The sequence below is a fragment of the Haemophilus haemolyticus genome (assembly GCF_003352385.1).
In the GTDB taxonomy this organism is placed as follows: Bacteria; Pseudomonadota; Gammaproteobacteria; order Enterobacterales; family Pasteurellaceae; genus Haemophilus; species Haemophilus haemolyticus_I.
On sequence record NZ_CP031243.1, the window covers coordinates 1,623,545 to 1,637,463 of the forward strand.

The 13,919-nt window shown below is 38.9% G+C and carries 13 protein-coding genes; 5 read left to right on the plus strand and 8 right to left on the minus strand.

The window, feature by feature from the left end; genetic code table 11:
• Nucleotides 1-22: 22 nt before the first annotated feature.
• Entirely contained in the window at nt 23-835 is an 813-nt protein-coding gene (gene fdhD / locus DV428_RS07855; RefSeq protein ID WP_114909311.1) for a formate dehydrogenase accessory sulfurtransferase FdhD, read from the minus strand.
• Nucleotides 836-1,110: 275 nt separating this feature from the next.
• Between fdhD and fdnG the strand changes: the two genes are divergently transcribed.
• From fdnG to fdhE, 4 genes are all read left to right on the plus strand, one after another.
• Entirely contained in the window at nt 1,111-4,194 is a 3,084-nt protein-coding gene (fdnG, locus tag DV428_RS07865; protein ID WP_153066474.1) for a formate dehydrogenase-N subunit alpha, read from the plus strand.
• Between the two features lies 1 nt (nt 4,195).
• Complete coding sequence (gene fdxH / locus DV428_RS07870; protein ID WP_114909314.1) at nt 4,196-5,134, plus strand: formate dehydrogenase subunit beta; 939 nt, start codon at nt 4,196-4,198, stop codon at nt 5,132-5,134.
• Entirely contained in the window at nt 5,127-5,843 is a 717-nt protein-coding gene (locus DV428_RS07875; protein ID WP_005628717.1) for a formate dehydrogenase subunit gamma, read from the plus strand. Before fdxH ends, DV428_RS07875 begins: the two co-directional genes overlap by 8 nt.
• Nucleotides 5,844-5,916: 73 nt before the next feature.
• A complete protein-coding gene (gene fdhE / locus DV428_RS07880) occupies nt 5,917-6,825 on the plus strand; it encodes a formate dehydrogenase accessory protein FdhE (RefSeq protein ID WP_114909315.1) in 909 nt (302 codons plus the stop codon).
• A 44-nt stretch (nt 6,826-6,869) separates the two neighbouring features.
• On the opposite strand, the gene rimI is transcribed toward fdhE, so the two are convergent.
• The 3 genes from rimI to DV428_RS07895 are packed head-to-tail and all read right to left on the minus strand — an operon-like array spanning nt 6,870 to nt 8,306.
• Nucleotides 6,870-7,310: a ribosomal protein S18-alanine N-acetyltransferase gene (gene rimI, locus DV428_RS07885; RefSeq protein ID WP_114909316.1), complete on the minus strand. Its 441-nt coding sequence runs from the start codon at nt 7,308-7,310 to the stop codon at nt 6,870-6,872.
• Nucleotides 7,311-7,312: 2 nt separating this feature from the next.
• Nucleotides 7,313-7,717, minus strand: a complete 405-nt coding sequence (gene holD, locus DV428_RS07890; RefSeq protein ID WP_114909317.1) for a DNA polymerase III subunit psi — start codon at nt 7,715-7,717, stop codon at nt 7,313-7,315.
• A gap of 1 nt (nt 7,718) precedes the next feature.
• A complete protein-coding gene (locus DV428_RS07895) occupies nt 7,719-8,306 on the minus strand; it encodes a YdgH/BhsA/McbA family protein (RefSeq protein ID WP_114909318.1) in 588 nt (195 codons plus the stop codon).
• 94 nt (nt 8,307-8,400) lie between these two features.
• Here DV428_RS07895 and rsmC point away from each other — a divergent pair, with 94 nt between their 5' ends.
• A complete protein-coding gene (gene rsmC, locus DV428_RS07900) occupies nt 8,401-9,393 on the plus strand; it encodes a 16S rRNA (guanine(1207)-N(2))-methyltransferase RsmC (RefSeq protein WP_114909319.1) in 993 nt (330 codons plus the stop codon).
• A 67-nt stretch (nt 9,394-9,460) separates the two neighbouring features.
• Here rsmC and era read toward each other — a convergent pair whose 3' ends face one another.
• Genes era through lepA form a run of 4 tightly spaced genes read right to left on the minus strand, consistent with a single transcriptional unit; the run spans nt 9,461 to nt 13,905 of the window.
• Nucleotides 9,461-10,369 carry a GTPase Era gene (gene era / locus DV428_RS07905; RefSeq protein WP_114909320.1) on the minus strand — a complete coding sequence of 303 codons (909 nt, stop codon included), beginning with the start codon at nt 10,367-10,369 and terminating at the stop codon, nt 9,461-9,463.
• Nucleotides 10,366-11,049 (minus strand): ribonuclease III, encoded by a 684-nt coding sequence (rnc, locus tag DV428_RS07910; protein WP_114909321.1) that lies wholly within the window; start codon nt 11,047-11,049, stop codon nt 10,366-10,368. Before rnc ends, era begins: the two co-directional genes overlap by 4 nt.
• A gap of 1 nt (nt 11,050) precedes the next feature.
• Nucleotides 11,051-12,100 (minus strand): signal peptidase I, encoded by a 1,050-nt coding sequence (lepB, locus tag DV428_RS07915; protein ID WP_114909322.1) that lies wholly within the window; start codon nt 12,098-12,100, stop codon nt 11,051-11,053.
• An 8-nt stretch (nt 12,101-12,108) separates the two neighbouring features.
• Nucleotides 12,109-13,905: a translation elongation factor 4 gene (lepA, locus tag DV428_RS07920; protein ID WP_114909323.1), complete on the minus strand. Its 1,797-nt coding sequence runs from the start codon at nt 13,903-13,905 to the stop codon at nt 12,109-12,111.
• Nucleotides 13,906-13,919: the final 14 nt, after the last annotated feature.

Sequence of the window (13,919 nt, forward strand, 5' to 3'; positions counted from 1 at the left end):
GTATATAAAGTTACTTCAGATATTAACTATTAATTCGTCCATCTCCACTATAGATATTTCCTTTACCTTCTCTTGCAAAACCAATCAAAGTCAAATGATGTGCTTCAGCCATTTTCACAGCAAGATCAGTTGCCCCAGAAATAGTCACTAACATTTCCACCCCACAAGAAATAGTTTTTTGAACCATTTCATAACTTGCGCGACTCGAAGCGACAATAATTCCATTAGGCTTGCCTGATTTTGCATGCCAGCCAAGTAATTTATCAAGCGCAACATGACGACCCACATCTTCAAAAATAGCAAGCATATTACCTTCTAAATCAAAAAAGCCACAAGCATGTGTCGAACCTGTTTGCTGACCTAATCGTTGATTTTTATGAAGCTCTGACAAACAGCCATCGAGCAAATTCAAATTAAACTTAAAAGTGCGGTCTAATTTCGGAAAATTTTTATACACTTGATTAAGCTGCTCCGTGCCACAAATGCCACATCCCGTACGTCCAGTTAGGGTACGACGATGCTCTTTTAATGCCATAAATTTTCGGCTAGACAGTTCTATTTGCACTTCAATACCATTGCAAGCTTCCACAACATCAATGCCGTAAATATCCGAAGGTTTTTCAATAATGCCTTCTGTGAGAGAAAATCCCAAAGCAAACACCTCTAAATCTTTCGGTGAACACATCATAACCGCATGAGAAATACCGTTATAAACTAATGAAACTGGCATTTCGACCGCTAGAAAATCTTCTTTTGATTGTAAAAGTGCAGTTGAATTTTCTATACTTTTATTTCTTTTAAAAAAGTTAATCGTTTGTTTAATCAGCCAATCCATTCTTTACCTACCCATTACTAAAATGTAAAAAAAATGTTAATATTTTGGTAAATTTATGATCTAGATCATAATATTTCTGCATTATAATGCCATTTGATTATAGATTTATCGTTAAAAAATCGTTATTCTAAGCGCCCATAAATTGGCCTATTTTTGAACCAATTTGCGATGTTGAGTAACGTTATTTTAACGAAATCAACCAAATTATCTAGTTATACTAGACGAATTTATTACTATCTAAACATCTCAACAACTTGTTGTTGAAAGGAGTGATTATGCAGATCTCAAGAAGAAAATTCTTTAAGGTCTGTGCAGGTGGTATGGCGGGGACGTCTGCGGCAATGTTGGGCTTTGCACCATCATCGGTCTTAGCAGCTCCACGTGAATACAAATTATTACGGGCGTTTGAATCCCGTAACACCTGTACATATTGTGCAGTGAGCTGTGGTATGTTGTTATATAGCACAGGCAAACCTTACAATGCTTTAAGCAGCCATACAGGCACCAATACCCGTTCTAAATTATTCCACCTTGAAGGTGACCCAGACCATCCAGTAAGCCGTGGGGCATTATGTCCTAAAGGTGCTGGCGCGTTGGACTATGTTAATAGTGAAAGCCGTGCATTATACCCTGAATATCGAGCACCGGGTTCTGACAAATGGGTTCGTCTTTCTTGGGAAGAAGCAATCAAACGCGTTTCTCGTTTACTTAAAGATGACCGTGATGCTAACTTTGTTGAAAAAGATGCAAGTGGCAAAACCGTTAACCGTTGGACTTCTACTGGTATTATGACCGCCTCCGCCATGAGCAACGAGGCCGCACTTCTTACTCATAAATGGGTGCGGATGTTGGGCATGGTGCCGATGTGTAACCAAGCGAATACTTGACACGGACCAACGGTAGCAAGTCTTGCTCCATCATTTGGTCGCGGTGCCATGACAAACAACTGGGTTGACATCAAAAACGCCAATCTTATTATTGTTCAAGGCGGTAACCCTGCTGAAGCTCACCCTGTTGGCTTCCGTTGGGCGATCGAAGCGAAGAAAAACGGTGCGAAAATCATCGTGGTTGACCCTCGCTTTAACCGTACAGCTTCTGTAGCTGACCTTCATGCGCCAATTCGTTCCGGTTCTGATATCGCATTCTTAATGGGTGTGATCCGTTACTTATTGGAAACGAATCAAATTCAACACGAATACGTTAAACACTATACCAATGCTTCATTCTTAGTTGATGAAGGCTTCAAATTTGAAGATGGTTTATTCGTAGGTTTTGATGAAGAAAAACGTGCTTACGATAAATCAAAATGGAATTATCAATTTGATGAGAATGGTTTTGCTAAACGTGATATGACCTTACAAAATCCACGTTGTGTGATTAATATCTTGAAAGATCACGTTTCTCGCTATACGCCAGAAATGGTTGAACGTATCACCGGTGTTAAACAAAAACTCTTCTTACAAATCTGTGAAGAAATTGGTAAGACCTCTGCACCAAATAAAACCATGACGCACTTATATGCGTTAGGCTTTACTGAGCACACAATCGGTACACAAAACATTCGCTCAATGGCGATAATCCAATTACTCTTAGGTAATATGGGGATGCCAGGTGGCGGTATTAATGCATTGCGTGGACACTCAAACGTTCAAGGTACAACAGATATGGGCTTATTGCCGATGTCTTTACCGGGTTATATGCGTCTACCAAATGACAAAGATAGCTCTTACGAACAATACATTAATGCGATTACGCCAAAAGATATCGTACCAAACCAAGTAAACTACTATCGTAATACGTCGAAATTCTTCGTGAGTATGATGAAAACGTTCTATGGTGATAAAGCAACCAAAGAAAATGGTTGGGGCTTCGATTTCTTACCAAAAGCAGATCGTTTATACGATCCTATCACTCATGTTAAGTTAATGAATGATGGCAAATTGAACGGTTGGATTTTACAAGGTTTCAACGTATTAAACTCATTACCGAACAAAAACAAAACTGTTGCGGGTATGAGCAAATTGAAATTCTTAATCGTGATGGACCCACTTCAAACTGAATCATCTGAATTCTGGAAAAACTTTGGTGAATCAAACAATGTGAATCCAGCAGATATTCAAACTGAAGTATTCCGTTTACCAACCACCTGTTTTGCCGAAGAAGATGGTTCTATTGTTAACTCTGGTCGTTGGGCTCAATGGCACTGGAAAGGCTGTGACCAACCAGGTGAAGCGTTACCAGATGTTGAAATTCTTTCTATGATTCGTGAAGAAATGCATCACCTTTATCAAAAAGAAGGTGGTCGTGGTATCGAATCTTTCGAAGCGATGACTTGGAATTATGCTCAACCGCATTCACCAAGTTCTGTAGAATTAGCAAAAGAATTGAATGGTTACGCACTTGCTGATCTTCTCGATGCAGATGGCAACGTCATGTATAAAAAAGGTCAATTACTTAACGGATTCGCTCACTTACGTGATGATGGTACAACTTCATCAGGTAACTGGCTCTATGTGGGTCAATGGACTGAAAAAGGTAACCAAACTGCAAACCGTGACAACTCAGACCCATCAGGTTTAGGTTGTACATTAGGTTGGGGCTTCGCATGGCCGGCAAACCGTCGTATCCTTTACAGCCGTGCTTCACTTGATATTAACGGTAATCCTTGGGATAAACACCGTCAATTAATCAAATGGAATGGTAAAAACTGGAACTGGTTAGATATAGCTGACTATGGCACACAACCACCAGGTTCTGATGCAGGTCCATTCATTATGTCTGCAGAAGGTGTAGGCCGTTTATTTGCAGTAGATAAAATTGCAAGTGGTCCAGTGCCTGAGCACTATGAACCAATTGAAAGCCCAATTGATACTAACCCACTGCATCCAAGTGTAGTCTCTGATCCGACAGTTCGTATCTATAAAGAAGACCGCGAATTTATCGGCTCAAATAAAGACTTCCCGTATGTGGCAACGACTTATCGTTTGACCGAGCACTTCCACAGTTGGACTGCTCAATCTGCGCTAAATATCATCGCTCAACCACAACAATTCGTGGAAATTGGTGAGAAATTAGCAGCAGAAAAAGGTATCCAAAAAGGTGATATGGTGAAAATTACTTCTCGCCGTGGCTACATTAAAGCCGTTGCAGTAGTAACAAAACGTTTGAAAGACTTAGAAGTCGACGGACGTACCGTACACCATATAGGTCTTCCAATTCACTGGAATATGAAAGCCTTAAATGGTAAAGGTAACCGTGGTTTCTCCACCAACACCTTATCACCATCTTGGGGTGAAGCAGTCACTCAAACACCAGAATATAAAACATTCTTGGTAAACATTGAGAAAGCGGAGGCATAATATGGCAGGAAATGGTCAAGGCGTTCAATCGCAAGACATTATTAAGGTCTCCGCTACGTCAGGCTTAACGCCGGCACCTCAAGCGCGTGATCATAAAGTTGAAGTAGCAAAATTAATCGACGTATCCACCTGTATCGGTTGTAAAGCCTGTCAGGTGGGCTGTTCAGAGTGGAATGATATCCGCTCTGACGTCAATGCAAAATCTGTGGGGATCTACGATAACCCAGTAGATCTCAATGCAAAAGCATGGACGGTAATGCGCTTTAACGAAGTAGAAGAAAATGATCGTTTAGAATGGTTAATCCGTAAAGATGGTTGTATGCACTGTTCAGAACCAGGCTGTTTAAAAGCTTGTCCTGCACCTGGTGCAATCATCCAATATGCGAACGGTATCGTGGATTTCCAATCTGATAAATGTATCGGTTGTGGTTACTGTATTGCAGGTTGTCCATTCAACATTCCACGTATGAACCCAGATGACAACCGTGTGTACAAATGTACTCTTTGTGTGGACCGTGTTTCTGTAGGTCAAGAGCCTGCATGTGTGAAAACTTGTCCTACTGGTGCTATTCGTTTTGGTTCTAAAGAAGAAATGAAGCTCTACGCAGAAAAACGCATAGCTGATTTAAAATCTCGTGGTTATGAAAATGCAGGACTTTACGATCCTCCAGGCGTAGGCGGAACACACGTAATGTATGTGTTACATCACGCTGATAAACCAGAGCTTTACAGTGGTCTTCCAAAAGATCCACAAATTGATTTAAGTGTGACCTTATGGAAAGATGTATTGAAACCAGTAGCGGCAGTTGCAATGGGTGGCTTGGCATTAGCTGAAATCGCTCACTACTTAACTGTAGGTCCGAATATTGAAGATGATGTGGAAGATCATCACCACGAATTTGAAGAAGAAAAACCATCTAAGGGGGAAAACAATGAGTAAAATTGAGATCAACAACGATACTCGAATCGTCCGCCATAGAACACCAGCGCGTATCAGTCACTGGATGTTGGTAATTTGTTTCTTTATGACAATGTTCACTGGTGTTGCATTTTTCTTCCCTGATTTCGCATGGTTAACAGAAATTTTAGGTACACCACAAATTGCGCGTGCAATTCACCCATTCACTGGGATTTTAATGTTCTTCGCCTTCATCTACTTGGCATTATTGTACTGGGATCACAATATTCCAGAGAAAAACGATATTCGCTGGGCAAAAGGTGTCGTTGAAGTCCTTAAAGGGAATGAACACGCGGTTGCTGATAATGGCAAATATAACCTTGGTCAAAAAATGCTCTTCTGGACATTAAATTTGGCGATGGTAACGTTATTAGTGACTGGTATCATTATGTGGCGTCAATATTTTTCGCACTACTTCTCAATCCCAGTATTGCGTTTCTCGATTCTGCTCCATTCTTTGAGTGCATTTATGTTATTCACTGGTATCTTAGTGCATATGTATATGGCATTCTGGATTAAAGGTTCAATTCGAGGAATCATTGAAGGTTGGGTAACTGTTCGTTGGGCGAAGAAGCACCACCCGAAATGGTATCGCGAAGAAATTTTACCTGAGCTTGAAAAAGATTTACTCAACGAGCAATCAGGTAAAAAAGGCAAAACCAAAGTATTATTTAAAGGATTTGGCAAATAAGCTGAAATCTTGAAAAAGAAAGAAGTGCGGTTAAAATTGACCGCACTTTTTATTATGAAAGTGAGAAAAGAACATGAGTATCAAAATCTTATCAGAATCAGAAATCAAACAAGCAGCGAATTCTTTCCAAACACCTGCTGTATTATTTGCCAATCCTAAAAATCTTTATCAACGCAGAGCAAAACGTTTAAGAGACTTAGCACAAAATCACCCACTATCAGATTATTTATTATTTGCTGCAGACATAGTTGAAAGCCAACTTTCCACGTTAGAAAAAAATCCTTTACCTCTACAACAGTTTGAACAGCTAAATGATATCGAGCCACTAAATGCAAAAACCTTTAAAAGAAACAGCATCTGGCGTGAATACTTAACTGAAATTCTTGATGAGATTAAACTAAAGGCTAATGAGCAAGTCGCCGCGACAATTGAATTTCTTGAAAAAGCATCCTCTGCCGAATTAGAAGAAATGGCAAATAAACTCTTAGCACAAGAATTTAATTTAGTCAGCAGTGATAAAGCCGTCTTTATTTGGGCCGCACTTTCCCTTTATTGGTTACAAGCAACTCAACAAATTCCTCATAATAGCCGAGTTGAAAATGCCGAAAATTTACATCACTGCCCTGTTTGTGGCTCATTGCCTGTTGCAAGTATTGTACAAATTGGTACATCACAAGGTTTACGCTACTTACATTGTAATTTATGTGAAAGTGAATGGAATTTAGTACGTGCACAATGCACAAACTGTAATAGTCATGACAAACTCGAAATGTGGTCGTTAGATGAAGAACTTGCACTTGTTCGTGCTGAAACCTGTGGTAGCTGTGAAAGTTACTTGAAAATTATGTTCCAAGAAAAAGATCCTCATGTAGAACCAGTAGCAGACGATTTGGCTTCTATTTTCTTAGATATTGAAATGGAAGAAAAAGGTTTCGCACGCAGCGGATTAAATCCATTTGTTTTTCCTGCGGAAGAAGCATAAAAAATATAGCCTAGGATAAACATCCTAGGCTATATTATTTGTATCTATAAATAACAGGCCATTACTACGGCATTTTCTCGTCCGCCACTAGGTTTCGGATAATAATTTTTTCGAATATCGACTTCATTAAAACCAATTTTTTCATACAAGAAACGAGCTGGGTTAGACTCTCTGACTTCTAGCCATAAGGTCTGCACGCCTTTTTCTTTCAACCTAGCGATTAACTCATTCAACAATAATTTCCCCAATCCATTACCTTGATGAGACGGTAAAATAGCAATATTAAACAAAGTCGCTTCATCCAATACTGTTTGGCAAATAGCGAAACCAATAATCTGATTATTCTCTATTAATTTTAAATTGAGATAACGCTCACCTTGATTATTTTTTAACGTACCAAATGACCAAGGCACAAGATGTGCTTGCTGCTCGATTTCATACAATCGGTCGAAATCACTGGCTTCAATTTGAGAAATAATAGACATAATTAAGACTGCTGAATTTGTTGCCACAACTCTCGTTTGGCGTAGTGATTAGATTGAAATTGTTGCCAACTTGGAGAGCGATAAACACGCTCAGCCTGCATACAAAATGATAAAGTGCGGTCAATTTTGTCATTATTTTCTGATAGTAACCAGTAACAAATAGGCTGCTTACATTCGATATGCTGGATTTGATCGTAATTCAAACATAAGCAATCTTCTTTTTTAAGATCAAGGCTAAGTAACACATCAGTCAACAAAGACGAGCCACTTATATTTTCATCAGAAACTGTGATAAAGCGGATATTCTCAGCAACACTAATTCCTACCGAACCTTGTAGCACCTCTGGGCGATATAACGTCCACTGAGAAATACCCATTTCTTGTAAAAGAAGATCGCGTCTATTCATATTAACGAGCAATACTATCAAATGGATAATCGACTAATGCCTTAATAATCGCACGTTCTTCAGCCTGTGTGGGTTCCACTTGATATGAGGTATAACTACGATAAGCAATAATGTTTTTATCTTTATGCACTAAAGCAACGTAACGTTTAAATTTATCACTGGCACAAGCATAATAATCATGAATATCTGATTTCACAGCCTGTAACTGGCAGGTCTCTTTATTTTTTACAAAATAACGTTCCGTAATAGCTTTCTCATGAGAAACATCAGTTAAATAGAATGTATCACTTAGCACAGCTTTACGTGCCTCACTATTTTTACTTAATGCCAAACTCACAAAACGAGGATCATCACCTTTTACCGCTTGTGTTTGTTTCACATATTTCTCACCATTGAATTCAATTTCGATACCTTTAGCTGAAATACGCTGAAACTGTGCATCTAATTTTTGTAATACTTCAGTTTGAGCAGGCGTTAATACCGGCTTTGATACTTTAGATACCTTTTGAGGCGTACCTTGAACAAGGTCGAGAACTTGACATCCAGATAGTAATGTTGCCATTAAGGCTACAGAGAGAATTTTTTTCATAAAGGATTTTCCTAAAATAGTTTTAATCAATTTTTATTAATAATTTTGCTAAAATAGTGCGTAATTTTAACTAATAACCAACAGGATTCAAAGCGTGATTTCTCTAGAGAGCCAAGTTTTAGAACGACATCTTTCATTTTTTGATGGAAAATCAGTATTATTTGCTGGCGGTATTTCTGATAATTTTCCTCAAACATTAGCCTCTAAATGCCAATCAATCCAAATTTGGAGTTGCTATTTTGACTATGCAAGAACACAAAGTACGGTCAATTTTTCCGTTGAATTTCAAGATCAAGCAGATTTAATCGTTTATTATTGGACTAAAAACAAACAAGAAGTCAATTTCCAACTGCTTCAACTATTCGCTCAGGCGCCTATTGGCCAAGAAATATTAATTATTGGAGAAAACCGTTGTGGCGTGCGTTCAGTAGAAAAAACATTAGAACCCTATGGTGAAATAGCAAAAATTGACTCTGCTCGTCGTTGTGGGTTATATCATTTTTCACTACAAAACAAACCGCACTTTGAACTTAAAAATTTCTGGAAAACCTACCAACATCCTACGATACAAGACTTAACTATATATAGTTTACCTGGTGTATTTAGTGCAGCGGAATTAGATACGGGCACAGAACTGTTACTTTCAACCATTGATAATAAAATAAAAGGAAAAGTGCTCGATCTTGGCTGTGGGGCGGGAGTAATTGGATCTATGATCAAAAAACGCTCTCCTAACACACAAATTACCATGACTGATATTCATGCGATGGCGTTAGAATCAGCGCGTAAAACACTTTCTGAAAATCAATTACAAGGCGAAGTTTACGCCAGTGATGTCTTTTCTGATATAGAAGGAAAATTTGATTTAATTATTTCGAATCCACCATTCCATGATGGTATTGATAGTGCCTATCGAGCAGTGACAGAACTCATCACTCAAGCAAAATGGCACCTCAATCAAGGTGGAGAATTACGTATTGTCGCCAATTCATTTCTGCCTTATCCTGAATTACTCAGACAGCATTTCGGTAATTACGAAGTGCTTGCTCAAACAGGAAAATTTAAAGTGTATTCAGTGAAAAATTAGAAACAAAAAAATCCCCATCGCAATAATGGGGATTTTTCTATTTATTACTTATGGATTTCACCGCACTTTATTCATCCATATATCCTAAACTACGCAGCGCACGTTCATCATCTGCCCAACCTGACTTCACTTTCACCCAAAGTTCAAGATGGACTTTGTTATCAAATAAACGTTCCATATCAGCACGCGCTTCCATACCAATAGTTTTAATTTTTTGACCGCCCGCACCAATTACCATTTTTTTCTGACCTTCACGTTCAACGAGAATTAAGCCATTTATTTCATAAGTGCCACGTTCATTCACTTTGAACTGTTCGATTTCAACAGTAACAGAATAAGGCAATTCTTCACCGGTAAAACGCATTAATTTTTCACGGATTATTTCCGATGCCATAAAACGTTGCGAACGGTCTGTGACATAATCTTCTGGAAAATGATGCACACCCTCGCGTAAAGATTGGCGTACAATTTTCTCTAATTCATGAACATTATTACCACGCTGTGCAGAAATTGGCACAATATGAGCAAAATTAAATTTATTGCTAAGTTCTGTAATAAACGGCAACAAATCATCTTTATTTTTGATGTTATCTACTTTGTTAATAGCTAACACAACTGGTGCTTTTGCATTGCGTAACTTGTTTAGCACCATCTCATCATCTGCATTCCAGTGTGTACCATCTACTACAAAAATAATTAAATCAACATCGCCGATAGCACTACTTGCTGCGCGGTTCATTAAACGGTTAATCGCACGTTTCTCTTCAATATGAAGTCCTGGAGTATCCACATAGATTTCTTGATACGCCCCTTCAGTTTTAATCCCAACAATACGGTGACGCGTGGTTTGTGCTTTACGCGATGTAATTGAAATTTTTTGTCCTAAAATTTTATTTAAGAGCGTTGATTTACCCACATTTGGGCGACCTACGATAGCAATAAAGCCGCAATAGGTTTTGTCGAATTGTTCGGTCATTTGATGTCCAGTTCTTTTAAAATTTGTTCTGCTGCCGCTTGTTCAGCTTTACGACGGCTAGATCCTTTTGCCACAAAAGTGCGGTCAATTTTATCCGCACTTTTCACTTTGCATTCAACCGTGAAAATTTGGCAATGGGCTTCCCCTTGAATATTGACTACTTCATAAGTTGGCAATGGCAGATGTTTACCTTGTAAATATTCTTGCAAACGAGTTTTCGCATCTTTTTGGTTATCACCCGGTTTGATTTCAGCCAATAATTGTTGATACCAATTTCGAATCACTTGGGTCGTCACAGCCAATCCTTGATCCAAAGACATTGCACCTATAATCGCTTCCACACAATCGGCAAGAATAGATTCACGGCGAAAACCACCGCTTTTTAGCTCACCAGAACCGAGAGACATATAATCGCCCAATTCGAATTGACGCGCTAAAATCGCTAAAGTGGGTTCTCTCACCAAAGTAGCACGCATACGGCTCAGGTCACCTTCATTACAACGTGGAAACTGATGATAAAGCGCCTCAGCGATAGTGAAATTAAGAATAGAATCGCCTAGAAATTCTAGGCGTTCATTATGTTGAGTCGCAGCACTTCGATGCGTAAGTGCCTGCTTTAAGAGCGCAATATCATTAAAACGATAACCGATTTTACGCTCAAGTCGATCTAAATGATTCATCTTATTTTATTGCTGTAAAGAAACGATCAAAACGGAAACCTGTTGGCCACTCATTCGCTTCTTTTTCTAAGCTCATCCAAATATAAGTGGCTTTACCCACAATATTTTTTTCAGGCACAAAGCCCCAGAAACGGCTATCATCGCTATGATCGCGGTGATCTCCCATCACAAAATACTGTCCTTCTGGCACGAGCCATTCTGCAGTTTGCATACCTTCTTGTGGGAAAAACTCAGGACCTGAATAACGACGATATTCACTAATTAACACGTTATGTGTTACATCGCCTTTTTCAGTCAATTCTAATTCATTCGGAAAAGCAGGATTTGTTGGATTTTGTGTATATTCAAACGCCTTAGTTTCGCAATCAACTTCACAAGGTTTACCTTCTTTGCCATATACCACTTTTAGCGTTTTTTGTTCCGCATCAAAAATCACTCGATCTCCGCCCTTTCCAACAATACGCTTAATATAATCGACACCAGACATATTATCTTTTGAGCTTAACGCTAAATTTTCTGCAAAGGCTGCTCGAGTTGCCCCAAGACCAGTACGAATTAAAGCTTGTTGTGGTGCTTTAAATACAATTACATCACCTCGTTGTGGTTTTTCACCAGCAATAATGGTGTTTTGGAAAATCGGATCTTTCACGCCATAAGCATATTTGTTCACGACCAAAAAGTCACCAACTCGTAAGGTTGATTCCATTGAACCTGATGGAATTTGAAATGGTTCAAATAAAAAAGAGCGTACTAAGAATACGACAGAAAGAACAGGAAAAAGAGATGATAAAAACTCAGAGACTTCAGAAATCGGTTCAATTTTTGCTTTTTCTTCATCAGTTAATACTTGGCCTGAACGCTGTTCAGCACGTGCAATTTTACGATTACGTTTTGGCGTTACCACAAAATAATGGTAGCACCATAATACGCCTGAAAGTGCGGTCAAAATTAGCAATACAATACTGAATGTATTTGGTAATTGAAAATAATCTAAAACTTTCCAAACACCAAAACCAACCGCAAGTAAAATCACAAAAAATAAATTTGACATAATTTCCCTTATTTATCTTTTCCTACATGTAAAATTGCTAAAAACGCTTCTTGCGGTACTTCTACGTTACCTAAAGACTTCATACGTTTTTTACCTTCTTTCTGTTTCTGTAAGAGTTTTTTCTTACGGCTCACGTCGCCACCATAACATTTTGCTAATACGTTTTTACGTAATTGTTTCACCGTAGAACGGGCAATAATGTGGTTTCCAATCGCGGCTTGGATAGCGATATCAAATTGCTGACGAGGAATTAACTCACGCATTTTTTCAACCAATTCACGACCACGATATTGTGAATTATCTTTATGAACGATTAAAGCCAAAGCATCTACTCGTTCGCTGTTAATCATAATATCCACGCGAACCATATCTGCAGCTTGGAAACGTTTGAAACCGTAATCTAACGAAGCATAACCACGCGATGTTGATTTTAAACGGTCAAAGAAGTCTAGAACAACTTCGCCCATTGGAATCTCGTAAGTCAGCGCAATCTGATTACCGTGATATACCATATTGGTTTGCACGCCACGTTTTTCCACACAAAGTGTAATGACGTTACCTAAATATTCTTGCGGCACTAACATATTGCATTCAGCAATCGGTTCACGGATTTCAGCAATATTATTAAGCGGAGGCAATTTCGATGGACTATCAACGTAAACAACGTCACCATTCGTTAATTGCACTTCGTAAATTACTGTTGGCGCAGTAGTAATAAGATCTAAATCATACTCACGCTCTAGACGTTCTTGAATGATTTCCATGTGTAAAAGGCCGAGGAAACCACAGCGGAAACCAAAGCCAAGTGCGGTTGAAGTTTCCGGCTCATAGAAAAGTGAAGCATCATTTAAGCTCAACTTACTCAGCGCATCACGAAATGCTTCATAATCATCTGAGCTAACAGGGAAAAGACCTGCATACACTTGCGGTTTTACTTTTTTAAAGCCTGGTAAAACCTCAGTTGCTGGATTATGTTGAAGCGTTAAAGTATCCCCAACTGGTGCACCTAAAATATCTTTAATGGCACAAACAACCCAACCAACTTCGCCACATTCTAAAACGGTAGTATCTTCTTGTTTTGGCGTGAAAATCCCTAAACGATCAACATTGTAAGTTTGTCCGGTAGACATCACTTTAATTTTATCGCCTTTACGTAATACCCCGTTTTTAATACGCACTAAAGATACCACGCCCAAATAATTATCGAACCAAGAATCAATAATCAATGCTTGTAATGGCGCATTAGGATCACCTTCTGGTGCAGGAATTTTCGCAACGATTTCTTCTAATACATCTTCGATACCTACCCCCGTTTTAGCTGAGCATCGAACCGCTTCCATCGCATCAATTCCAACAATATCTTCAATTTCTTCTGCCACACGCTCAGGATCTGCGGCAGGCAAGTCGATTTTATTTAAAATCGGTACTACTTCTAAATCCATTTCGATTGCGGTATAACAGTTTGCCAAAGTTTGGGCTTCTACCCCTTGGCCTGCATCGACTACCAACAACGCCCCTTCACAAGCAGCAAGAGAGCGAGAGACCTCATAGGAAAAATCCACATGTCCTGGCGTATCGATAAAGTTTAATTGATAAGTTTCGCCATCTTTAGCTTTATAATTTAAAGTAACACTTTGTGCTTTGATGGTAATTCCACGCTCACGCTCAAGATCCATTGAATCTAGCACTTGCGCTTCCATTTCACGATCCGAAAGGCCACCACAAGTTTGAATCAAACGGTCAGAAAGCGTCGATTTACCGTGGTCAATATGGGCAATAATAGAAAAGTTGCGAATATTCTTCATAAAAGATAGTTTTT

Excerpts from the sequence above, each read along its gene's own strand:
- holD (WP_114909317.1), bottom strand. The coding sequence starts at position 7,717 with ATGAATAGACGCGATCTTCTTTTACAAGAAATGGGTATTTCTCAGTGG.
- fdxH (WP_114909314.1), top strand. The coding sequence starts at position 4,196 with ATGGCAGGAAATGGTCAAGGCGTTCAATCGCAAGACATTATTAAGGTC.
- lepB (WP_114909322.1), bottom strand. The coding sequence starts at position 12,100 with ATGTCAAATTTATTTTTTGTGATTTTACTTGCGGTTGGTTTTGGTGTT.
- fdhE (WP_114909315.1), top strand. The coding sequence starts at position 5,917 with ATGAGTATCAAAATCTTATCAGAATCAGAAATCAAACAAGCAGCGAAT.
- rnc (WP_114909321.1), bottom strand. The coding sequence starts at position 11,049 with ATGAATCATTTAGATCGACTTGAGCGTAAAATCGGTTATCGTTTTAAT.
- rimI (WP_114909316.1), bottom strand. The coding sequence starts at position 7,310 with ATGTCTATTATTTCTCAAATTGAAGCCAGTGATTTCGACCGATTGTAT.
- lepA (WP_114909323.1), bottom strand. The coding sequence starts at position 13,905 with ATGAAGAATATTCGCAACTTTTCTATTATTGCCCATATTGACCACGGT.
- era (WP_114909320.1), bottom strand. The coding sequence starts at position 10,369 with ATGACCGAACAATTCGACAAAACCTATTGCGGCTTTATTGCTATCGTA.
- DV428_RS07895 (WP_114909318.1), bottom strand. The coding sequence starts at position 8,306 with ATGAAAAAAATTCTCTCTGTAGCCTTAATGGCAACATTACTATCTGGA.
- fdhD (WP_114909311.1), bottom strand. The coding sequence starts at position 835 with ATGGATTGGCTGATTAAACAAACGATTAACTTTTTTAAAAGAAATAAA.
- DV428_RS07875 (WP_005628717.1), top strand. The coding sequence starts at position 5,127 with ATGAGTAAAATTGAGATCAACAACGATACTCGAATCGTCCGCCATAGA.